General features: G+C 57.9%; 20 protein-coding genes. 17 read left to right on the top strand and 3 right to left on the bottom strand.

Translation table 11 applies throughout. From position 1 onward, the window contains the following. Positions 1–56 precede the first annotated feature (56 nt). The 3 genes from dctA to CAY82_RS07970 all read left to right on the top strand — a co-directional run bounded on the left by dctA (position 57) and on the right by CAY82_RS07970 (position 4,110). Positions 57–1,370: a C4-dicarboxylate transporter DctA gene (dctA, locus tag CAY82_RS07980; RefSeq protein WP_087500732.1), complete on the top strand. Its 1,314-nt coding sequence runs from the start codon at positions 57–59 to the stop codon at positions 1,368–1,370. 123 nt (positions 1,371–1,493) lie between these two features. Further along, positions 1,494–2,798: a CitMHS family transporter gene (locus CAY82_RS07975; protein WP_087500731.1), complete on the top strand. Its 1,305-nt coding sequence runs from the start codon at positions 1,494–1,496 to the stop codon at positions 2,796–2,798. A 58-nt stretch (positions 2,799–2,856) separates the two neighbouring features. Continuing rightward, positions 2,857–4,110, top strand: coding sequence for an OprD family porin (locus CAY82_RS07970; RefSeq protein WP_087500730.1), 1,254 nt, complete (start codon positions 2,857–2,859; stop codon positions 4,108–4,110). 46 nt (positions 4,111–4,156) lie between these two features. On the opposite strand, the gene CAY82_RS07965 is transcribed toward CAY82_RS07970, so the two are convergent. The 3 genes from CAY82_RS07965 to CAY82_RS07955 all read right to left on the bottom strand — a co-directional run bounded on the left by CAY82_RS07965 (position 4,157) and on the right by CAY82_RS07955 (position 7,840). Beyond that, on the bottom strand, positions 4,157–5,056 hold the full coding sequence (locus CAY82_RS07965) for a DMT family transporter (protein WP_087500729.1): 900 nt from the start codon (positions 5,054–5,056) through the stop codon (positions 4,157–4,159). A gap of 24 nt (positions 5,057–5,080) precedes the next feature. Next, positions 5,081–6,592 (bottom strand): sensor domain-containing diguanylate cyclase, encoded by a 1,512-nt coding sequence (locus CAY82_RS07960; RefSeq protein ID WP_170931047.1) that lies wholly within the window; start codon positions 6,590–6,592, stop codon positions 5,081–5,083. A gap of 147 nt (positions 6,593–6,739) precedes the next feature. Next, on the bottom strand, positions 6,740–7,840 hold the full coding sequence (locus tag CAY82_RS07955) for an SDR family oxidoreductase (RefSeq protein WP_087500727.1): 1,101 nt from the start codon (positions 7,838–7,840) through the stop codon (positions 6,740–6,742). A gap of 72 nt (positions 7,841–7,912) precedes the next feature. Between CAY82_RS07955 and CAY82_RS07950 the strand changes: the two genes are divergently transcribed. The 14 genes from CAY82_RS07950 (at position 7,913) to leuA (ending at position 21,429) form a co-directional block, all read left to right on the top strand. After that, the gene (locus CAY82_RS07950; RefSeq protein WP_087500726.1) at positions 7,913–8,317 is read left to right on the top strand and encodes a MerR family transcriptional regulator; all 405 of its coding nucleotides are present in this window, start codon (positions 7,913–7,915) and stop codon (positions 8,315–8,317) included. Between the two features lie 162 nt (positions 8,318–8,479). Next, entirely contained in the window at positions 8,480–9,004 is a 525-nt protein-coding gene (locus CAY82_RS07945; RefSeq protein ID WP_087500725.1) for an RNA polymerase sigma factor, read from the top strand. Further along, positions 9,001–9,837 (top strand): FecR family protein, encoded by an 837-nt coding sequence (locus tag CAY82_RS07940; protein WP_087500724.1) that lies wholly within the window; start codon positions 9,001–9,003, stop codon positions 9,835–9,837. The genes CAY82_RS07945 and CAY82_RS07940 overlap by 4 nt, the downstream gene beginning before the upstream one ends. 77 nt (positions 9,838–9,914) lie before the next feature. Continuing rightward, positions 9,915–12,353 carry a TonB-dependent receptor gene (locus CAY82_RS07935; RefSeq protein ID WP_087500723.1) on the top strand — a complete coding sequence of 813 codons (2,439 nt, stop codon included), beginning with the start codon at positions 9,915–9,917 and terminating at the stop codon, positions 12,351–12,353. Between the two features lie 190 nt (positions 12,354–12,543). After that, positions 12,544–13,050 (top strand): GNAT family N-acetyltransferase, encoded by a 507-nt coding sequence (locus CAY82_RS07930; protein WP_087500722.1) that lies wholly within the window; start codon positions 12,544–12,546, stop codon positions 13,048–13,050. A 157-nt stretch (positions 13,051–13,207) separates the two neighbouring features. Then, positions 13,208–13,921: a YafY family protein gene (locus tag CAY82_RS07925; RefSeq protein WP_087500721.1), complete on the top strand. Its 714-nt coding sequence runs from the start codon at positions 13,208–13,210 to the stop codon at positions 13,919–13,921. Between the two features lie 44 nt (positions 13,922–13,965). Beyond that, positions 13,966–14,274 (top strand): antibiotic biosynthesis monooxygenase, encoded by a 309-nt coding sequence (locus CAY82_RS07920; protein ID WP_087500720.1) that lies wholly within the window; start codon positions 13,966–13,968, stop codon positions 14,272–14,274. Positions 14,275–15,262: 988 nt separating this feature from the next. Then, positions 15,263–15,412 (top strand): DUF2933 domain-containing protein, encoded by a 150-nt coding sequence (locus CAY82_RS27265; RefSeq protein ID WP_087500718.1) that lies wholly within the window; start codon positions 15,263–15,265, stop codon positions 15,410–15,412. 35 nt (positions 15,413–15,447) lie between these two features. Then, positions 15,448–16,134: an isoprenylcysteine carboxylmethyltransferase family protein gene (locus tag CAY82_RS07905; protein WP_087500717.1), complete on the top strand. Its 687-nt coding sequence runs from the start codon at positions 15,448–15,450 to the stop codon at positions 16,132–16,134. Beyond that, the gene (locus CAY82_RS07900) at positions 16,131–16,400 is read left to right on the top strand and encodes a DUF5676 family membrane protein (RefSeq protein ID WP_087500716.1); all 270 of its coding nucleotides are present in this window, start codon (positions 16,131–16,133) and stop codon (positions 16,398–16,400) included. The genes CAY82_RS07905 and CAY82_RS07900 overlap by 4 nt, the downstream gene beginning before the upstream one ends. A gap of 25 nt (positions 16,401–16,425) precedes the next feature. Continuing rightward, the gene (locus CAY82_RS07895) at positions 16,426–18,609 is read left to right on the top strand and encodes a heavy metal translocating P-type ATPase (RefSeq protein ID WP_087500715.1); all 2,184 of its coding nucleotides are present in this window, start codon (positions 16,426–16,428) and stop codon (positions 18,607–18,609) included. Then, positions 18,606–18,824: a hypothetical protein gene (locus CAY82_RS07890; protein WP_087500714.1), complete on the top strand. Its 219-nt coding sequence runs from the start codon at positions 18,606–18,608 to the stop codon at positions 18,822–18,824. Before CAY82_RS07895 ends, CAY82_RS07890 begins: the two co-directional genes overlap by 4 nt. Before the next feature lie 156 nt (positions 18,825–18,980). Then, the gene (locus CAY82_RS07885; RefSeq protein ID WP_087500713.1) at positions 18,981–19,301 is read left to right on the top strand and encodes a DUF2933 domain-containing protein; all 321 of its coding nucleotides are present in this window, start codon (positions 18,981–18,983) and stop codon (positions 19,299–19,301) included. 430 nt (positions 19,302–19,731) lie between these two features. Beyond that, a complete protein-coding gene (gene leuA, locus CAY82_RS07880; RefSeq protein ID WP_087500712.1) occupies positions 19,732–21,429 on the top strand; it encodes a 2-isopropylmalate synthase in 1,698 nt (565 codons plus the stop codon). Positions 21,430–21,439 lie beyond the last annotated feature (10 nt).

Raw genomic sequence — 21,439 nt, 5'->3', positions numbered from 1 at the left:
CACTTTTACATTTGCAACAAGCGCATCCGCACAATTTCAACAATGGGTGATGCCTCATGAGACTCGCCAAATCGCTGTACTTCCAGATCCTCTGCGCCGTCCTGCTGGGCGTGGTGGTCGGTCACTTCTGGGCGCAACAGGCCGTTGCGCTCAAGCCCCTGGGTGATGCGTTCATCAAGCTGATCAAGATGATGATCGCGCCGGTGGTCTTCTGCACCATCGTCACCGGCATTGCCGGGATGACCGACAAGCGCTCCCTCGGGCGTTTGATGAGCAAGACCTTGCTGCTGTTCCTGGTATTGACCGTTATCAGCCTGATGATCGGCCTGGCAGCGGTATACCTGTTCCGCCCCGGGGTCGGCATGAACATCGACCCGGCCACGCTCAGCACCGAGGGGCTCGGCCAGTACGCCGCGTCTGCGGCGAAACTCAGTGTTGTCGACTTCTTCATGCACATCATTCCCGACACGTTCATCGGGGCGTTCAGCAAGGGTGAAGTGTTGCCGGTGCTGTTCATCGCGGTGCTCAGCGGTTTTGCCCTGTCGTCCATGGGCGAGAAGGGCAAGCCGGTACTCGATGTGCTGGAGTCTGCCTCGACCATGGTGTTCCGCATTTTCGGCTACCTGATGCGCTTCGCCCCGGTCGGTGCCTTCGGTGCGCTGGCCTTCACCGTCGGGCAGTACGGCGTGACGTCCCTGGGCGCACTGGCCAAGCTGGTCGGTACGCTCTACATCGCCTGTGCGTTTTTCGTGCTGGTGGTGCTCGGCGGTATCTGCCGTGCCCATGGCTTCAGCCTGTGGAAGCTGCTGCGCTATTTCCGCGAGGAGTTCCTGGTGGTGCTCGGCACATCGTCCACCGAGCCTGTACTGCCACGCATGCTGGAAAAACTGGAAAAGCTGGGCTGCAAGAAAGGTGTGGTCGGGCTGGTGCTGCCAACCGGCTACTCCTTCAACCTCGACGGTACTGCCATCTACCTGTCGCTGGCGGCGGTGTTCATCGCCCAAGCCTGCAACATTGATCTGAGCCTCGGCCAGACGGTGACGATGCTGGCGATCATGCTGTTGTCGTCCAAAGGCGCCGCGGGTGTGACCGGTAGCGGTTTCGTTGCGCTGGCCTCGACCTTGACCGTCATTCACGACATCCCGCTTGCCGGGCTTGCCTTGCTGATCGGCATCGATCGCTTCATGTCCGAGGCGCGTGCGTTGACCAGCCTGGCCAGCAACGCCGTGGCCACCGTGGTCATCTCACTGTCGGAGAATGCCTGTGAGCGGGAAACCTTGCTGCGCCGCCTGAACGGCACTGCGGTTGCGCCGGCCGAGGCAGACGCGGCAGCGGCCGAATGGCCTGCCGAGCCTCGGCATCACGGCTGAAAGCCTCTTCCACCTCCCATTGTTGACTTAAAATCCCACTCAGCATCCCAGCGATGTCGAGTGGGGTAGGGGGCCGTCTGCCTTGCCGATGGCCGCAATAGAATAAAAACAAGAGATTAGACCATGCTCGCACTCCTGGGCCTGATCATGGTGGTGACCTTCACCTACCTGATCATGAGCAAACGCCTGTCACCGATCGTTGCACTCACCGTGGTACCCATTGTCTTCGCAGTGATCGGAGGCTTTGCCCCCGAACTGGGCAAGATGATGCTCGATGGCTTGAAGATGGTGGCGCCCTCGGCGGCCCTGTTGCTGTTCGCCATCCTGTTCTTTGGCCTGATGATCGATGCCGGCCTGTTCGACCCGCTGATCCGCAAGATCCTCAAGCGCGTCAATGGCGACCCGATCAAGATCGCCATCGGGACCGCGCTGCTGTCGCTGCTGGTGGCGCTCGACGGGGACGGCACCACCACTTACATGATTACCTGCGCGGCAATGCTGCCGCTGTACAAGCGCATTGGCATGAACCCGATGATCCTCGCCACGGTGTCCATGTTGTCGCTGAGCATCATGAGTGGCATGAGCCCTTGGGGCGGGCCGGCAACCCGGGCCATTGCCGCGCTCGGGCTGGATGCGACCGAGTATTTCATCCCGATGCTGCCGACCGTGATCGGCGGTGCGGCCTGGGTGGTGTTCACCGCCTACCTGCTCGGCCGCGCCGAGCGCCGACGCATCGGCAACATCGCCCTGGAGTCTGGGGGCGGTAACTGCTACATCAAGGAAATCCTCGGCGACAACCCGCACAAACGCCCACGGCTGGCGTATGTGAACCTGGTGCTGGTGATTGCCGTCATGACGGCTTTGGTGATGGGCGTCATGCACTCCGCACTGTTGTTCATGATCGGTTTTGTCGCGGCGCTGATGATCAACTACCCGCAACTGGATCTGCAGAAGGAGCGCATCCTCGCCCATTCGGGTAACGCCATGACCGTGGTGCTGCTGGTATTCGCCGCTGGCATCTTCGCGGGGATCTTCTCTGGCACCAAGATGGTCGATGCCCTGGCGCAGACCCTGGTCGACTGGATTCCCGAGGCGTGGAGCCACTGGTTCCCGCTGGTGGTGGCGCTGACCAGCATGCCACTGACCTTCGTACTGTCCAACGACGCCTACTACTTTGGCGTGGTGCCGATCCTCGCCAATGCCGCGGCCGCCTATGGCATTGACCCGGTTGAAATTGCCCGCGCCTCGGTGCTGGGCCAGCCGGTGCACCTGATGAGCCCGCTGGTGGCCTCGACCTTGCTGCTGGTGGGCATGGTCGATCGTGATATTGGCGACTTTCAGAAGGCCACCGTGAAATGGGCGGTGCTGACATCGCTGGTCATCACCGCGTTGGCCTTGGTCACGGGTGCCTTGTCCTTCTTCGTCTGATCTGCATCGGGCGCCGCTGGCGCCCACCTCATCCAAGAACAACAACAGAGTACCGAACATGTCCCGAACTGTTTTCCGCGGGGCCACCTGTGGCCTGCTCTGCGGCTGGCTGCCTGTGGCCGGCGCTGCCGGATTCATCGACGACGGCAAGCTCAAACTGCAACTGCGCAACGTTTACTTCAACGAAAACTTCCGCGACGAACAAGGCATGAGCGCCCGCGCTGCGGCAACTGCCAAGAGCGAGCGGGTGGAATGGGCGCAGGGTTTTTTGCTGGACTACCAATCGGGGTTCACCCAAGGTCCGCTGGGCCTGGGGCTCGATGCCCTGGGGCTTGTGGGCGTCCGTCTCGATTCGGGCCGTGGCCGCAGCGGTACCGGCTTGCTGCCGGTCCATGACGATGGCCGTGCCGCGGACGAGTTCGCCAGTGCCGGGGTAACGGCCAAGGCGCGACTGGGGCAGACCATCGTCAAGCATGGCACCTTGCTGCCCAAGACACCGGTGCTGGTGTACAACGATGCGCGATTGTTGCCGCAGACCTACCAGGGCACGCAACTGACCAGCACCGATGTCGATGGCCTGACCCTGACCGCCGGGCACCTGGACCGCTTCAAGCAGCGGGACTCCTCCAACAGCACGGGTCTGTTCCTGGATGGCTACGGTGGCAGCGAGTCTGGCGATTTCAGCTTTGCCGGCGCCGACTATGCCGTCAGCAAGCAGCTGCGCTTGAGCTATTACCACGGCCAGCTCGAACACTTCTATCGTCAGGACTATTTAGGCCTGGTCCACGACCTGCCATTGGCCGGCGGGGTGTTGACCACCGACTTGCGCTATTTCAAGAGCCGCGACAGCGGGGCCGCTCATGGTGGTCAGATCGACAACGACATGTTCAGTGGGCAGCTCTCCTACGCTCATTCCGGGCATACCTTCGGCGCCGGTTACCAGATTCTCGACGGCGAGGCTGGATTGCCATACATCAGCGGCGCGACGGTCTACTCGTTCAGTAACGTGGGCATCGGCAAGTTCATCGAGGAGGAAGAGAAAACCTGGATGGCCAGCTATGCCTACAACTTTGCCGCAGCCGGTGTCCCCGGGCTCACTTTCATGGCGCGCTACCTGAGCGGGGACAACGGGCGCTCCGCTGATGCCGGGCTCAGCGAATGGGAGCGTGACGTGGAGCTTGCCTATGTGGTGCAATCCGGGCCAGTGAAAGGGCTGGGCGTGAAACTTCGCAACTATGTCTACCGCTCTGATTTTTCCCGGGGGCGCGACAGCAACCGGGTCTACCTGACCTACGATATTGCGATCTGGTAACGCGGTCGTGCGAGCATGCGCTCCTTGGGCGCTTGCTCGCCGCGTTTCATGCTCCGGACGGCTGTGGCGTTTTTTTGCCCAGTCGGATCAGCTCATTGGAGAAACACAGCCCGAAGAGGATCAGCCCGGCCCCCAGGTACAAAGTGTCTCGCGGTACTTCATTGAGGATCACGAACGCCAGCAGCGCGGCAAACACCGGTTCGGTCAGTTCCAGTGCTTGAACTTGCGATGGCTTCAAATACTCGATGGCCTTGGTGGTACAGAAAAAGCCGAGGATGGTCGGCAACGCGGCCAGTGCCAGCAATGCCATGACCGCCGCCAGCGACAGCTCTCCCATGATGAACCCATCGGTCGCAGCCGGCATCAGCAGGTAAAGACTGCCGAAGAACAACAGCTGCCGAGTGAAATGCAGCCCCCCAGAGACGCCCATGCGCTTCATGGCAACCGAAAATGCGCCATAACCACAGCCGGCAATCGAAGCGAGCACTGCGCCTTGCAGTGTGAAGCCTTGTTCCAGGTCGGCTCCAAATATCACGGCAATGCCGGCTATCGCCAAGCCGGCGCCTACCGTCGCGTTGGCAGTGATAGGGTCCTTCAGGACTATCCTTCCCAGCAATATCGAGGATATGGAGGCGCTCGCCATCAGGATTACCACGACGCCCGCTGCGGCGTAATGGCTATAGGCCGAGGTTTCAAAGTGGAACAACACAAAAATGCCGAGAAAGGCGCAGACGGCTGCATGGAGCCACTTGGCCGTATGCAGGGGCCGCTTCAGGAACAGCAGCAAGGCTGACAGCAGCAGGCAGCCGAGCACGGTTTTTATCAGGGCGATGCTGCTGGAGCTGAACCCACTGTTCATCAGTACCTTGCTGAATACGCCAATTGTCGCATTCAGTGCAGCGGCGCAGAGTGCAAAGAAAACGCCTTTGCCGAAATGAGATTGCATCAGTACATTCCTTGTCAATTGGCCTTATACATTCGCCCGGTCGACATGCAGGCGATTGCGGCCCGCTTGCTTGGCGATATAGAGCGCCTGGTCGGCGCGTTCAATTAGCGATGGCGGGCTGTCGAGGGCCGTTCCATCGGAGCAGGCGATGCCGATACTGGCGGTCACATGCCCGAAAGGGCTGCCTTTGTGAGGGATAGGTTGCAGGGCCAAACGCTCGAGTATCAGCCTGGCAACGACGGTCGCTCCGTCGATGTCGGTATCGGGCAGGATTACAGCCATTTCCTCACCCCCGTAGCGTGCCAGCAGGTCGCGAGGGCGGCGGATGCAGGAAGAGAGCAGGTAAGCCAACTGCTGCAGGCAGGCGTCGCCAGCCGGATGCCCATAGGTGTCGTTGTAACGTTTGAAATGGTCGATGTCGATCATCAGCAAGGTCAGCGTGGTCCCATCTCGATGCGCCGTGCGGATCTCCTGGGTCAGCGCCTCGTCAAAGCAGCGCCGGTTGGCAAGCCCCGTCAGCGCATCGTGCATCGCTTGGCGTTCGAGCTGTTGGTTGCTCTCAAGCAACTGCTGTTGGGTCAGCCGAAGTTCATTTTCGACCGCGCTTCGCCGGCTCATGGCTCTAATCAGCAGCCAGCCAATGGCCCCGGTCAGTGCGAGCAGCGCAGCGACCACCAGTGACGACAGCAGTGCCTCGAACCGCCAGGCTGCGAGTGCTTCCTGCTTGCCCAACGCGACCGTTGTCACCAGGGGTAGCTTGTCACTCTTGCGAAACGCATAGAGGCGTTCCACGCCGTCCAGGCTGGAGGTGAACGATGCGGTGCCCGCTGACTGGTCGATGAGGTACTTGGTGAAGATTGGCGACTTCGAAAAGTTGCGTCCCATGTCCTGTTCCCGAAACGGATAGCGCACCAGCATCGAACCATCGGCGTAGGACAGCCCGATGGCACCGTCATCACCGACGTCCAGCTTGCCGAAAAGCTGCAGGAAGTTCTCCACGCCAAGTGTCATGGCAACAACGCCGGCGAATTCGCCGCGCTCATCGTTGAATCGCCGGCTGACGGTGATCACCCAGTCCTGGGTGACGCGGCTACGGATTGGCAGGCCGATGAAGGGATCGGGGGACGGGTCATCACGGTGGTGTATGAAAAAGGCTCGGTCGCTGCTGTTGGCACCGACGGGGGTCGGACGGTTGGACGACATCAGCCAGCGCCCATCCTTGGCGTAGATGGTGATGCCGCTCATCGGCGGCATCAACGGTTGCTGACGCTTGACCAACTGCCCCAGGCGTTCGATCTGCTCAGGTCCGGCGCCCTCGGTTTCCAGGCGCTCAACCAGGCCGAGCAGCAGCATCGAGCTCTGTCGGACGATACCTTCTGAATAGGTGGACAGTGCCTGGGTCAGGTTCAGGCCATGGACGTTGATATCGTCCAGGGCGCGCTCGCGAGAGGCCATGACCTTCCACAGCGTTAACGAGGCGAGAGAACAACCGATGACCGATAGCAGTAGCACAACGAGCTGGATGTCACGCTTCACGTCAATTCACGCGCCTTTTTCCCTAAAGACCAAGTTGAGCGTCGACACGCTTTAACTAACCAGACGGTCAGGAAGTAACTATCCGGTTCATGCTCAAAAATATAACACCTAAATTGCTGGAATGTCCGACGTTGTTACGCGACGCCGTTATCTTCCAACAGGGTGTTCAGAAGAGTGAGCGTGACGATCAGGCAAGTAACCCATGATGTAGCGCACGGTATTTTCCAGCGTTCGCGACATGTCGGGATGTGCCAGCTGGTACTTTTGTTCCAGTTTCTTGCTATTACTCATGTCGAAGCGCTGCGTCTGAATAAAGTTCAATGACTCGGCGCTGATCGCGAATCGGGCAGCCAGCCCTGGAATCGTCAATAGCCACTTGAGCAACCCTATCGCTATATGACGGCGGGGTGGTTTGACCTCAAGCGTTTGTGCCAACTGTTCGAGCATACCCTGCAAGTTCGGTGTGTGCTCATAAAGCGCCAGGACTTGCCGGTTGGCCATCGAGGGGTCGAACGCCACGCAGGTTATCATCGTCACCAGGTAATCGACGCTCACCAATGGCAACCAGTGCCTGGCGGAACCGGGGACAGCTTTGAATCGGCCCAGGGCCAGGTTTCGAATGAGCCCGACCAGAGGTTGTCCTTCAAGGATGTGCCCACTCTCGCTGTGGCCACACACCGTAGCAGGATGAACGATCGTGTAATCTGCGCCTGCGTCCTGCATGTAACGGATGACTGCAAAATGGGATTCCAGCTTGCTGCCTTCGTAGCCACCTACACGGGCGTAGACTGCGGGCCAATTTGTGTTTTCAGGGTGCTCGTTATCAATCCCGATACGTTCAAGGTGGGTAAGGTTTTGCAGCATGTAGCCGCCCACCATCAGCAAGCGGATGCGCTGGCTCGCCGCGAGCCTGGCGACTCTCAGCGCCCCTTGTACATTGACTGCGCGGGCCTGCTCGATTGTCAGGCCCCAGGTAAACTGCGCCGCGAGGTGGAAGACCACAGCGGCCGAAGACACGCACTGTTGGTCTGCTTCGCTGAGCCCAAGCCCCTCCCTGCTGATGTCTCCCTCAACTGCATGGATATACGCAGGGTTACCTCCCAGCCGGCCTACCTGTTCTCTGAGGCGCTCAATGTTTTCAGGGTTGCGCATAAGCACCCAGGTCTTGTGCCCTGTCGCAGTAAGACGGGCCAGTAAATGTTGCCCCACAAACCCACTGCCGCCTGTGACGAAGCATTCCACGCTCATGTCTGAACCCTTGTTCGGATGATGGGCGCAGGCTAAGGTGTAGACCCTACTCTACAGTCAAGGATTTTTACTGTGAATATTGGAGAGTTGGAGCGCCGTAGTGGAGTCGGTCGTCATACATTGCGCTACTACGAGCAACTCGGACTTATCGTTGCCCATCGACAAGCCAACAACTACCGCAGCTATAGCGATCAGACCGTTGTTGATCTGGCCTTCATTCAGAGCGCCCAGAGCGGAGGTTTTTCACTCGCCGAGATCGGCGACATCCTTGCGGCCAAGCGGGGTAACAAGATCGATTGCGCGCAAGGCGCGGTCTTGGTCGCCAGCAAGATGGCCGAAATTCAAGCAAAGATCGCCACGCTGCAAGCCGCATATGTTTTTCTGGACGCGGAGCGTGTGAAGCTTGAAGCCAGTGCCATTGCCAACGGGCTGACAGTTCCTTACCTTTCTGCCCATGGGCATGCCTCGACGGCGTAGCCTGCCGGCGTGGTTCTCGCATCCTGGAACCGGTCCTCCAAATACGCCTTACGCCCACTCGAGCGGCTGACCGCGGGAGTGGAAGAGGGTGTTTATTCGCAATTATTTCTCATTTACACTTGGATCTTCTCTCCGGAGCCTAGCCCTCTTCCAGGATGCCTCGTGTCGTTCGATCCCGCCAAACCGACGTTGCTGTCTACATTGGTACGTCACTACGACGATCTGGTGGACCACATTCGCCGACGCTTCGGCGACAGGAGCATGGCGCGCGATGTCGTGCATGACGTGTGCGTGCAGTTGCTTGAGCGCGGTGAGAAGGAGGACGTTCGGACCCCACTGGCATTGCTGCGAAAAATCTCCAACGACACCGCCGTGAGTCGCTATCGTAGCGATCGTCGCCGAGTCGCCCGGGTGGAGGCAATCTCCGAGCTACCAGAGGTGGCCTGCCCGGCAGCCACCCCGATGAGCAGGTATGACACTGAGCGCGAGTTTCAACTGCTCGTCAACGCTATCGCAGACCTTCCACCTCGCTGCCAAGCCGTTTTTGTCATGCACAAGATTCACGAAATCCCCCAGGCAGAGGTAGCTGATCGCCTCGGTATTTCCATCAAGACGGTGGAAAAGCACGTACGCCTGGGTTTGGCAGCGTGCAGGCAACGGCTTGGACGCGATGAGGTGCACGCATGACGAACAAGCCCGAACAAGCGCCACTGGACGAGGCTCTGGGGCGACATCGTGAAGAGCTCAAACACCTGTTCCCCGTGCCGCCGTCCAGGCCAGCCTCCTCGAGAGCGGTAAAGTCGGCAGGTATCACGCTAGCGGTTGCGATCGCCTTTGCAGCCCTGGCCTGGCTGAACCCCGTCTACAAGAGCGAGCGTTTCGCTACCGCCATTGGTGAGCGGAGCGCTTTGCTGCTGGGCGACGGAAGCAAACTGCTGCTCGACAGCGGCACGCAGGTCGATATCAGTTGGCGTCTACTCAGCCGCGAAGTCGACCTGCGCGCTGGGCAAGCCCTCTTCGATGTGTCTTCGGCCGTGTACCGCCCCTTCGTAGTGTCCGCTGGCCTGGCGAAAGTCAAGGTGCTCGGTACGCTGTTCAATGTTCGCCGCCTGGATAACGACGAGGTTCGTGTGACCTTGGCCCGTGGGCGCGTTGACGTCGCCGTAGCTGCTGCAGGGCAAGCGCCTGTCACTCTCAGGCCAGGGCAGCAGGTGGACTCGATTGGCGGGCAACTGATGCCGGTTGCGAAGGTCGACGCCTCCAAGGCGATGGCCTGGAAAGATGATCGCATCGTGTTCGAGCAGACGCCGCTGGATGAAGCGGTATCGTTGCTGCGCCACTATCGCAAGGCATCCATTGAGCTGAACGACCCAAGCCTGGCTGCGCTCAAGGTGACAGGGGTCTTCGAGGTGCACAATGTCGACCTGCTGCTGGATCTGCTACCGAGCATCCTGCCCGTCGCCGTACTGCAACAAGGGGATGGCAGCGTCCGGATTCAACGCAAACCGATAAGAAAATAATTCTCAGGCGCAGGTAGGGTTTCTCGATTTCCATGGCGGCTATTGAAAAAAGCCAACTAAAAAAAGGAACTCGAGAAGTGCATTTTCCCCTCCGTAGTCGTCAACTACGCCTGTCATTGCTTGCCAGTAGCTTGCTCATCGCAATGTCGGCCCAGGGCCGGGAAAGGGTGAGCGTGGATCTCCCTGCCGCACCGCTGGGTGAGGCCATCAATGCCCTGGCACAGCAGTCTTCGGTACAGATCATCTTTGCCAGCGATCTCGCTGCAGACCGAAACACGCCCGCGCTGAAGGGGCGGTTCACGCCCGAGGAAGCACTTCAAACGCTACTCAAGGACAGTGGCTTGCAAGTACAGGCCAAGGATGAGCGCACCTTCGTCATCGTCGCGCAGGGTGCTCCAACATCCAGTCCCGAGACCCAAAGCGTGCCCGTGGAAATGGCGCAGATGGAGATTACCGCTTCACGCACCAGTAGCAGCCTGGTTTCCGCGACGCGGCAATCCACCGTTCTCGAGCATGAACAACTGCAAGAGCTGCGCCAGGGTTCAGAAAGCCTTGCCACGGTACTGGCCAAGGCGATTCCGGGCATGTCCGACTCCAGCCGCACCGTTACCGAGTACGGGCAGACCCTGCGCGGGCGCAGCATGTTGGTCATGGTCGACGGGGTGCCGCTCAATACCAACCGGGACTCGTCTCGCAACCTGGCCAACATCGACCCAGCACTGATCGAACGGGTCGAAGTCATCCGTGGCAGCAGCGCTATCTACGGCAGCGGTGCCACGGGGGGCATCATCTCCATCACCACACGACCTGCAGGTGGCGAAAACCGTGCCGAAACCAGCCTGAGCGCCACCTCGCCGCTTACCCGCCTGGGCAGCGACGGCCTGGGGGGCCAGTTCCAGCAATACTTCGCGGGCTCTCAGGGGGCGGTGGACTACTCGTTCGACTTCGGTACCCGCCACATTGGAGCCTCGTACGATGCGCACGGCGACCGGATTGCTCCGGAGCCGAGTCAAGGCGACCTGTTCGATTCGAACATTTACAACATTGGCGGCAAGCTGGGGCTGCGCATCGACGAGGACCAGCGAGTCCAGCTCGCTGTCAGCCATTACGACGCACGTCAGGACTCCGACTACGCTACAGACCCAAGCGTTGCGAAACTCCCCGCAGGCTCGGTGCCGGCCAATGCGATCAAGGGCCTGGATCTTGACGAGCAGAACCGCATTCGCAACACACTGGTGAACCTGGACTACGAGAATCTCGACATTCTCGGAAGCCGGCTTTCTGCCCAGATGTATTACCGGGACTACTTCACCCGCTTTACGCCGTTTGACGCCCGGGCCGTTGCCACCCGCGGCGGCAATGTAGACCAGATCATGCAGAACAGCGAAGTGTTCGGAAGCCGCCTGACCCTGCGCACGCCGCTTGGCGACAGCGGCAGTACCGAGCTGGTGTGGGGTGGCGACTATAACCAGGAACGCAGCGACATGCCGCTCGATGTCTTCGACCCTGCGGCTTATGACGCCAGTGGCGGCCTGGTCTTCGAGAAGACCGGCAAGCTCACTTACATGCCCCCGCTCAAGACTCGTAGCGCCGGTGCGTTCGCGCAGTTACAGCATCGTTTCGATGAGCATTGGTCGGTCGACGGCGGCCTGCGTTACGAATACTCCACCGCTGAATTCGATGACTTCGTTCCGTTGTCCGAATCCAGGGCTGCCTCCCCTGTGGCAGTGAAGGGGGGGCAGATTCATTACGATGCGGTGCTGTCGAACCTTGGCATCGTCTACTCGCCAGTGCTCGGCCAGGAAATCTACGCGTCCTTCAGCCAGGGCTTCCAGTTGCCTGACGTCGGCATTCAATTGCGAAATGCACGCCGTGGCTTCGACATCGACGCCTCGAACCTGGAACCGGTCAAAACCAACAACTATGAGCTTGGTTGGCGCGGTGAGCTGGGCAGCAACACCCTGGGCACCCTGGCACTGTTCTACACCACCTCCAAACTGGGAGACGTGCAAAGTTTCAACAATGGCCTGATTCTGACCCGAACCAAGGAGCGCATTTACGGTGCTGAAGCCAGCGTCGATTGGCTATCGGACGATGCGGTGTGGGGCGCAGGGGGTAGTGCGACCTGGATGCGTGGACGAGAGAAGCCGGATGGCAAGGGCTGGCAAGACATGACCGGCTATCGCGTTCCGCCCCTGAAACTGACCGCCTACATCCAGTACAAGCCGACCCTGGATTGGAGCAACCGCTTGCAAGCAACGTTCTTTGATGCCAAGGACTATAGGCTCGATGGAGTGGACAGTTTTGGACGACATCAGGTCAGTACCTATACGACAGTGGACCTGGTCAGCCAGTACCAGATCTCTGCTGACGACAAGGTGAGCGTCGGCATCCAGAACCTGTTCAATCGCGACTACTACCCGCTCTATAGCCAATTGCTGCGTAATAACAACAACACCAGCCACTTGCCGGCTCCAGGCACTGTGCTGACTGCCAGCTATACGCACAATTGGTAAGGTAGTGAAAAATCACCGGGCTCGATGTCGGGCCCGGTGGTCACTGGCATGTTTCACACCAATAGTTGGCATGTATGGGGCGGTAGCAGTCACTGGCGAGCGGCAGTTGTCGACCCGAAGCAAACATCAGGTGTAGCCGCAGTCGGCCCGTAGCTGGCATGCTTATCTGATCGCACGCAGGGAGTCTACGATGGAACGGTCTTGCACCACTTATTACCTGGAAATGGTCTCGGCTTCCGAGCTGAAGGAAAAACCACCGCGTCACGACCTCCAAATCATTGAATGTGAAGTGCCGCAGGCGGAATTCAATCGGTTTCTCTACAAGCTGGTAGGCACGCCTTGGGAGTGGGGCGATCTTGATACCTGGGGGATTTCTGACTGGCAGGCACTCGTTGAACAGGATTGCCACCGTACCTGGGTTGCCTATCACCGTGGTGCGATAGCCGGCTACTACGAGCTTTATCGCCCCGATGGCTGTAACAGCGAAATCCGTTACTTTGGGCTGGCACCTCAATTTTTAGGGAGTGGCTTCGGCGGAGCGCTCCTGAGTCACGCTGTTCGAACAGCGTGGGAATGGCACGGTACAGAGCGGGTGTGGGTACATACATGCACATTCGACCATCCTGCCGCGCTTCGGAATTATCAGGCGCGCGGATTCCGTATTTTCAAGCAGGAGGAGACGGAGCTAAGCCAATGAATGAAGCTGCCTGTGCGCAGCCGTCAGTTTCGAGCGACTTGCCCTGCCAAAGGCCATGGAGCCGCATTCGCTTCATACGGCCGCATTGCGCACATCATGCTGCGAGTATTTCGCGACGCCAATGAGCTCGCAAAGGACCCTCAATTGAGTACACCTCGTGCGTAAAGCTGATCGCTTGTTTCAATTGGTAAATCTGATTCGCGTCCATCAGCCAATCTCTGCTGAACGACTGGCTAGCCGAATTGGCGTTTCCGTTCGCTCAATCTATCGATACATCGACGACCTTTCCCTCAGTGGAGTCCCAATCTATGGTACCGCTGGCGTGGGATATGCCTTGGATGCCGATTTTGAGATGCCACCTCTAACGTTGAACAGGCTCGAACTGGATGCATTGATGCTCGGGATGGAAATGCTTTCAGCTTCCGCCGATAACGATCTAAGTGCTGCTGCAAGGATGTTGTTGAGCAAAGTCTCGGCCTCCATAGTCCATCACAAGGTTGACCCCAGCTCGGCAAAAATCAGGGCACTTGGAACAACGTCTTCCTCGACGCGTGGTCATCTTGCAACCCTTCGAAAGGCGATTGAAAGCGCTCAGGCGCTGAAGATAACTTATACCAGCTTGGACGGTGCGGTTTCGCAACGCCTCATTTTCCCCCTTGGCCTTTTCTACTGGGGAGGAAAGTGGACAGTTGGAAGCTGGTGTAGTGCCAGGGCAGCTTACCGCGATTTTCGGGTCGATCGCATAACCTCCATTGCTATTGCCCAACAACCATCACCCAACAATCCTGCCCTTGATCTCCAGGCCTATATGAAGCACCAGGCAAGCCAGTGGAAACCGATCACCACCACTGACACTACGCTGTCAGTATGAGCCACTGATAATGGGGACTCCTTGACACATAGAGGGTCATCCCCATGCAGCACACGTCTCACGTACTCGAATTAGCCATTTTCAAGGTCAAACAGGAGTGCGTTGCACAAATGCCTGCGCTCCGCGCAGGGCTTCGTGAAACGTTAAAGACCTTTCCTGGTTTGATCGACTACCGTGCCTACTGCCCTATGAGCGACGACCGCGTCTTCGCGGACTTGGCAATGTGGGACAGTCTTGAAAGCGCACAAAAAGTGGCAAAGGCGTTCAACGATGGAGATCCGAGATTCTCCGCTTATATGCACGCTATTGAAAACCTGACATTCATGAGCCACCTCGTTCCAGAGATGAGTTGACCCTGACAGATTGCCGGAGCAGGCAAGCGACGCCGATGTCTTTTTGTCAGGTATCGGTGTCGTCACTTCCGGTGGGTTTCTTCGTAAGCGTCTGGCCAATACACCTGAGCATTGCTCTCATCCCCGTGCTAGGGCTGCTGGGGAGCCTTCACAAATGACCAGATACCATCGTCAGCCTTAAGCTTACGTAAAGGTAAACACATCATTTCTCAATAGAGGACCTGCGCTTGGCGCATCTGTAGGGTGTCGATGCCAGCCCATAACCAGGGACGATTCAAGGCGGCCCGAGACCTCGAGCATCAGTTCATTGATTAGTTTGATTTTGATCAATTTCTTCATTGCCTTCCTGGCTAGAGTGAAAATCAATACGACGTAATAAGTCGAGGGGGTACCCCATGAACTGGTTCCGCCGTCGCCGCCGAAGCCTGTTGCGCCTCACCCTCGTGGTGTGGGTGTTGGCTGTGGCCGTAATGGCAATCCAAGGGTGCTTGGTACAACCGGATCACAATATAGCCGCGCCACACCATGCCGAGCAGTATGTGGTGGATGGTCATGCTCTCCACGCCAGTGGTTGCCTCCAGACCTGTGAGGAAACCGCCACGGCGATAAAGCCCACATGGCAGACTCCTGCATTAGACCCCGTCCATTGGGCCGTCCTTTTGCTGCTAACTGCGGCAGTAATAATAGTGCTTAACTCCGAGGATAAATCCTCCTTCGCCGCTCTTACACTGAAACGCCCCGCACCGCCGGAACGCCCAGCCCGCCTGATTTTTGTTCGTTCCAACGATTAACCCCCTACTTCAGAGTGGCCGGGCACCGGTCGCTCTGTCTGGTTGAGCACGGATCTTTCGCGACTCAGCTATTTCTACCTCACACGATGAGTATCCGGCATGGCGAGGTAGCTGACTGAGCCGACGCTGATGATTCCCTGGGCAGTAGGAGGTTGATATGGATCACGAACCACAAGGACAACAGTCAGAGTCGCAGGATGTTCCGGGCCATGGACACAATTTACAGCTCTTGCCAATTGAGCACACAACAAAAGGGGAGAGCCTTACCCTACCTACAATTAGCCACCTGCCCACTTGTGCATCTGTTTATGCCCTACGACCACGGCGACCCTCAGCGAAGGCACTAACAGCAAACACATCCGGCAAGTGAGGAGCACCAATCATGAACCATACTGAATCGGCCTACGGTCTCTGGTCGCTGGTCATCATCAACTCATTAGTGTTTGTGTTGTTCGCCTTCAGCTTCACACGGCCTAAGACGAGCCGCGATTGGCGCTCCTTTGGCATGTTCTCGGCGTTCCTGGTAGCTCTATTTACCGAAATGTACGGTTTTCCGCTGACCATCTACCTGTTGATGCCCTGGCTCTCTCGTAACTTCCCGGGCATCGACTTCCTCTCACACGACGCAGGGCATTTGCTCGAAACTGTTATGGGCTGGAAGGTCAATCCGCATTGGGGGCCATTCCACATTATCAGCAACCTGCTGATCGCAGGCGGCTTCTGGTTATTAGCAAGCGCCTGGCGTGTGCTCTACAAGGCCCAAAATACTGGACAACTAGCGCTCGACGGGCCCTATGCGCGGATCCGTCACCCGCAATATGTAGGCTTTGTACTGATCATGTTTGGCTTTCTCTTGCAGTGGCCGACATTGATCACCTTTATAATGTTTCCAATCCTCCTGTTGGTCTATGCCAAGCTGGCGAAGCAGGAAGAACAGGAGATGCTTGCGCACTTCGGCGATGCCTATCGCACTTACTGCGAACATACTCCGGCGTTCCTGCCTTGGTCATCCCCCCGCAGTCCCAACACACCTACTGGCGCTCCTCCAAGCTCAGGAAAGCAGTCATGAATGCTCCCTGGAGAACCGGAATTTCCCTGGCCCTGACCATGGCCATTTCCTACACCATCTGCGCGCTGCTTTATGCGTTATGGCCAGCGCAGGGTGTTGCTTTTCTTGGCGCCTTGTTCCATGGACTCGACTTTGGTCGCCTTCAAGCTCCGCAAGACTACAGTGTGGCGACTTTCGTCGGGCCACTCTTGGTCTTGAGTGTATGGGGCGCGACGGTCGGCACCTTGTTTGCCTGGCTGTCCGCCAAGCTCTGTGGAAGGCCTTGATAGCCGCTTCGAGTAGGAGGCAGCGATGAACGAATCACACATGCAGCACAGCCAACACCCGCAGGCGCTTGCATCAGAAAAAATGGCGAAAGATCCGATCTGCGGGATGATGGTAGATAAGACCAAAGCGTTGTCACGAGAACGTGGCGGGCGCCGCTATTACTTTTGCAGCGATACCTGCCTGCGCACCTTCGAGTCGCCAGAAAGTGAACTGAAGGCGATGAAAACCCGCGTGACCATTGCCCTCACAGGTGTACTGGCCTTGGCGCTGCTGCGTGCGGGCGCCTTCATTGCGTTGGCTGCTGGTGCGACGCTGCTGACTTGGGTGCCGATCCCGGCGCTACCGTGGTTCACGTGGGGAATTTGGCTTTTCCTCTTGGTCACTCCGGTGCAGTTCATCGGTGGCTGGAGTTTCTATAAGGGGGCGTGGAACGCCATTCGCACCCGTAGCATCAACATGGATTTTCTGATCGCCCTTGGCACGTCGGTTGCCTATTTCTACAGCGTCGCGGTGTTGTTCTTTCCGGATGCCCTGCCGGTCAAGGTAGCCGAGCGCGACGTTTATTTCGAGGTGTCGGCGGTCATCATTGCCTTCGTATTGCTTGGTAGGTACATGGAGGAAATCATCAAGAAGAAGTCCTCTGCCGCAGTACGACGCTTACTTGATCTCAAACCGGCGATCGCGCATGTGATTCGTGATGGCCAGGAAATCGACCTGCCCGCTGAAAGCGTTATGGCCGGCGAGTTTCTGATCGTCAAACCTGGCGAAAAAGTCCCTACCGATGGCGATGTCAGTGAGGGGCACTCAACGGTAGATGAGTCCATGCTGACCGGTGAGTCGATGCCGGTTGACAAGCACCCAGGCAGTCCGGTGATCGGAGGTACGCTCAATGGCAGTGGCGTGTTCACTTTCAAGGCGAGCAGGATCGGTGCCGACACCGCACTGGCACAAATCATCAAGATGGTCGAAGAAGCCCAGACCAGCACGGCGCAGATCCAACGGTTGGCCGATCAGGTCACTAGCTACTTTGTACCGTTGGTGGTGTCGGTCGCACTGCTGGCCCTGGTCGGCTGGTCTCTTGTAGGGAATTTCCCGCAGGGGTTATTGGCCTTTATCGCGGTGTTGATCATTTCCTGCCCCTGCGCACTGGGCGTGGCGACGCCCGCCGCGTTAATGGTCGGTGTTGGCAAGGGTGCCAATAACGGCATACTTATCCGCGGCGGCGAAGTGTTAGAGCGAGCAGAAAAACTGAGTACGGTGGTGTTCGACAAAACTGGCACTATTACCCGAGGCGAACCAAACGTAACCGATGTGATCCTGCTTGGCACAGCATTGGAAAACGAGGTCTTGATGCTCGCCGCCGCCGTGGAGTCTGGTTCAGAACATCCGCTCGGCGCAGCGATAGTCCGCGCTGCCCGGCATCGCGGCATCATTCTGCCGAAAGCGACCGGCATCAATGGGGTCGCCGGCCACGGCATCGAAGGCAGTATTGATAATCGAAAAATCTGGCTGGGCAACCGGCGTTTATTCTCCCGCAAAGGCATTTCGACCGAGGCTGCCGAGAAGCACCTCGCCAGCCTGGAAGCCGATGGCAAGACCTCCATGCTGGTCGGTGTGGACGAGCGTGTGGTCGGGGTGATTGCTGTGGCCGATACCGTTAAGCCCGAAGCGGTTGAAGCCGTCGCGGCATTGCAGGCAAGCGGCATCAAGGTCGTGCTACTGAGCGGCGACAACCACCGTACTGCCGAAGCGGTCGCGCGGCAGGTCGGCATCGAGCGAGTGATTGCCGAGGTCTTGCCGGACGATAAGGCCGCAGTGATCCGCCAATTGCAAAGCGAAGGGCAGGTCGTGGCAATGGTCGGTGATGGTGTCAACGATGCACCTGCCCTGGCCACCGCTGACATCGGCATCGCCATCGGCTCGGGTTCTGATGTAGCCAAGGAAACCGGCGGCATCATCTTGCTCAAGAATGATGTACGCGACGTGGTCTCCGCGATCAAGCTGTCACGCGCAACCATGGTCAAGATCAAACAGAACCTGTTCTGGGCGTTCATCTACAACAGCATCGGCATTCCAATCGCGGCCTTCGGACTGCTTAATCCCATCATTGCTGCCGCCGCGATGGCGCTCAGCTCATTATCAGTGATCGCCAACTCCGCGTTGCTAAAACGTGCCCATATTGGCTTAAGTCAGGAGGCCAAATCATGAAACGCGAGATTTTTGTTCTCTGCCTCCTCGTGAGTGTTGTGGGCATCGCCACCGTGCTTTACCTGTTGGGACTGACCGAAGAATCATTTGTCATAGCAGCAATTTTCCTGCTGTGCCCGATCTTGGTCGGTGTCCAACTTTTTCGAGGCGTCCGCCAATTTGATAAGGACATGGACGAGGCTAAACGGCAACTGAAAAGGAAGCATTTGCCTTGATACTTCATGCGATTCACTACCCTGAATGTTCGACGCATAGGACACGTAAACCGATGCTCTAGCTCGCTATGCTCGCGCCCACGATAGCGCTTCAGCAAAATTGGATGTGGCCTTGCGTCATGACCCTCCCTCCCGTTCCCTCCAAGGAGTGCCGTCATGAGCCATCATCACTTGTCCCAGAACCGCGCAAGGGGCACCAACTGGTACTTTTTAGGCTTCCTGGCCATCGCCGGTTATTTCCTGCTCACCGAGCATAGGGCTCACGTCCTTCCATATCTGCCATTCCTGCTGCTACTGGCCTGCCCACTGATGCACTTTTTCATGCACCGGGGACATGGGCATGGCGGACATGAACACGGTGAAAGGGGGGGGCATGACAATTGCTGTGGCCATCAGCACTCCAGCGCTCGCAATAGCCAAGAGGAGCACAACGGTCTACCCGATGAACAGACGAAATATCCCGATCACCCTGCATGACGTATCCGTCGTATGTCCGTAGTGCCATGACGCTAATCGATCTTCGGTTAGCTCATGGCCTGGTTTTTGAAACCGCTCATGAGCAGGATGTCCTGGCGAGAAGGGTGATCGCGTCCGCTTAAAGCTACGCGGACACCATCGCCCTTAATGCTGGAGTTCGAAAGGTGAGTTCGGCGGATGCTTGCCTGGCGCAAGCATTTTCCGGGGTGTGCAGGTGATGCTGGTAGTAATCTGAAAGCTGTTTTCTGTATATTTTTGAGATTAAACGCCAATTTTATAAAAATAATCACAATATTTGGTCTTTATCAGGCTGGATTATGCTGAAAAACGCAATCGACTTAAGCCTGGCATGGTGTAAATTGGATCCAATGTTTGCTCTTGCCCTCTACGGGCGACTACAGGGTGTGCACTGGCATAGGAGAAAGCCGCCATGATGTTGAAGGATCCTTCAAGTAAATATCGCCACTTCGCCACAGTCGACCTGCCAGACCGCCAATGGCCCAATCGGGTCCAGAAGGTCGCTCCCACTTGGTGTAGCGTCGACATGCGGGACGGTAACCAGGCACTGATCGAGCCGATGAACGCCGAACGCAAGCGTCGATTCTTCGACCTGTTGGTGAAGGTCGGTTTCAAGCAGATTGAGGTGGGTTTCCCGGCAGCATCGCAAACCGATTTCGACTATGTGCGTGAACTGATCGAGAGCGGTGGTATCCCCGAGGATGTCACTATCCAGGTCATGACTCAGGCCCGTACTCACCTGATCGAACGTACCTTCGAAGCGCTCAAGGGGGTGCCACGGGCCATCGTTCATGTGTACAACGCAACGGCTCCCGTATTTCGTGATGTGGTGTTCGGCGTGGATCGGGCAGGTTGCATCGACATCGCCACTCAGGCCACCAGGGAGATCAAGGCGCTGATGCAGGCCAATCCGCAGACGCACTGGACTTACCAATATTCACCTGAAACCTTCTGCTTCACCGAACTCGATTTCGGTCTGGAAATCTGTGAAGCGGTGATCGATGTATTCGAACCGTCGCCTACCAACAAGATGATCCTGAACCTGCCTACCACCGTGGAGGTTTCGACCGCCAACGTGTTCGCCGACCAGATCGAATGGTTCTGCCGGCATGTACGCAAGCGCGACAGCGTGATCATCAGTGTTCACCCGCACAATGACCGTGGCACCGGGGTATCTACCGCCGAGCAGGCTTGCCTGGCAGGAGCCGAGCGGGTCGAGGGCACCTTGTTCGGCAACGGTGAGCGAACCGGTAATGTCGATATCCTGACCTTGGCTATGAACCTCTATACCAGTGGCATCAGTCCAGCGCTGGATTTTTCCGACATCATCCACGTCCAGCGTGAGGTCGAGTTCTGTAACCAGTTGCCGACCCATCCGCGTCATCCCTATGCGGGAGAACTGGTGTTCACGGCATTCTCTGGCTCTCACCAGGATGCTATCAAGAAAGGCTTCGCCCATCGGCAGAAAAACCCCGACGGTTTCTGGGAGGTTCCGTACCTGCCGATCGATCCGGCCGACATGGGGCGCAGCTATGAGGCCGTCATCCGGGTCAACAGCCAGTCGGGCAAAGGTGGTGTGGCCTATCTGCTGGAGCAGCATGGTATCGTCCTGCCGCGCCGCTTGCAGATGGAGTTCAGCGGGCTGGTGCAGCAGGTTGCCGATAGTGAAGGGAGGGAGATCACCAGCGAGATGATCTTGTCGTGCTTCACCAGAAATTACCTGGAGCAGGGTAATCCATACGCCTTGCTGCACCCTATGGTCACCACTGACGAAGCCTGCACTTACCTTGACGCTCAACTGGTGGTCGACGGTGAACGCCTGGCGCTCGCTGGCAAGGGCAACGGCCCATTGGCTGCACTGGTCCATGCGTTTGCCCAGCAAGGTCTGGTCTTCGATATTGCCGATTACCACGAGCACGCTGTGCGCGATGGTGCTGAGTCCGAAGCGATCGCTTACATCGAGATACGTGTCAACAACCAGTTGCTGTTTGGCGTGGGTAGGGACGGCAGCACACTCCAGGCATCGCTCAAGGCTGTGGTGAGTGCTGTCTGCCGTGCCACGCGCCTGGGTTTGCTCAATACTGTGAATAGCATGACCGCCACGGCTTGAGGGGATAGTG

Source organism: Pseudomonas sp. SID14000 (assembly GCF_002165135.1).
GTDB lineage: Bacteria > Pseudomonadota > Gammaproteobacteria > Pseudomonadales > Pseudomonadaceae > Aquipseudomonas.
The sequence above is the reverse complement of the archived record's forward strand: the minus strand, read 5'-3'. Positions and strand labels throughout refer to the sequence as shown.

Excerpts from the sequence above, each read along its gene's own strand:
- dctA (WP_087500732.1), top strand. The coding sequence starts at position 57 with ATGAGACTCGCCAAATCGCTGTACTTCCAGATCCTCTGCGCCGTCCTG.
- CAY82_RS07975 (WP_087500731.1), top strand. The coding sequence starts at position 1,494 with ATGCTCGCACTCCTGGGCCTGATCATGGTGGTGACCTTCACCTACCTG.
- CAY82_RS07970 (WP_087500730.1), top strand. The coding sequence starts at position 2,857 with ATGTCCCGAACTGTTTTCCGCGGGGCCACCTGTGGCCTGCTCTGCGGC.
- CAY82_RS07965 (WP_087500729.1), bottom strand. The coding sequence starts at position 5,056 with ATGCAATCTCATTTCGGCAAAGGCGTTTTCTTTGCACTCTGCGCCGCT.
- CAY82_RS07955 (WP_087500727.1), bottom strand. The coding sequence starts at position 7,840 with ATGAGCGTGGAATGCTTCGTCACAGGCGGCAGTGGGTTTGTGGGGCAA.
- CAY82_RS07940 (WP_087500724.1), top strand. The coding sequence starts at position 9,001 with ATGACGAACAAGCCCGAACAAGCGCCACTGGACGAGGCTCTGGGGCGA.
- CAY82_RS07930 (WP_087500722.1), top strand. The coding sequence starts at position 12,544 with ATGGAACGGTCTTGCACCACTTATTACCTGGAAATGGTCTCGGCTTCC.
- CAY82_RS07920 (WP_087500720.1), top strand. The coding sequence starts at position 13,966 with ATGCAGCACACGTCTCACGTACTCGAATTAGCCATTTTCAAGGTCAAA.
- CAY82_RS27265 (WP_087500718.1), top strand. The coding sequence starts at position 15,263 with ATGTTCCGGGCCATGGACACAATTTACAGCTCTTGCCAATTGAGCACA.
- CAY82_RS07905 (WP_087500717.1), top strand. The coding sequence starts at position 15,448 with ATGAACCATACTGAATCGGCCTACGGTCTCTGGTCGCTGGTCATCATC.
- CAY82_RS07900 (WP_087500716.1), top strand. The coding sequence starts at position 16,131 with ATGAATGCTCCCTGGAGAACCGGAATTTCCCTGGCCCTGACCATGGCC.
- CAY82_RS07895 (WP_087500715.1), top strand. The coding sequence starts at position 16,426 with ATGAACGAATCACACATGCAGCACAGCCAACACCCGCAGGCGCTTGCA.
- CAY82_RS07890 (WP_087500714.1), top strand. The coding sequence starts at position 18,606 with ATGAAACGCGAGATTTTTGTTCTCTGCCTCCTCGTGAGTGTTGTGGGC.
- CAY82_RS07885 (WP_087500713.1), top strand. The coding sequence starts at position 18,981 with ATGAGCCATCATCACTTGTCCCAGAACCGCGCAAGGGGCACCAACTGG.
- leuA (WP_087500712.1), top strand. The coding sequence starts at position 19,732 with ATGATGTTGAAGGATCCTTCAAGTAAATATCGCCACTTCGCCACAGTC.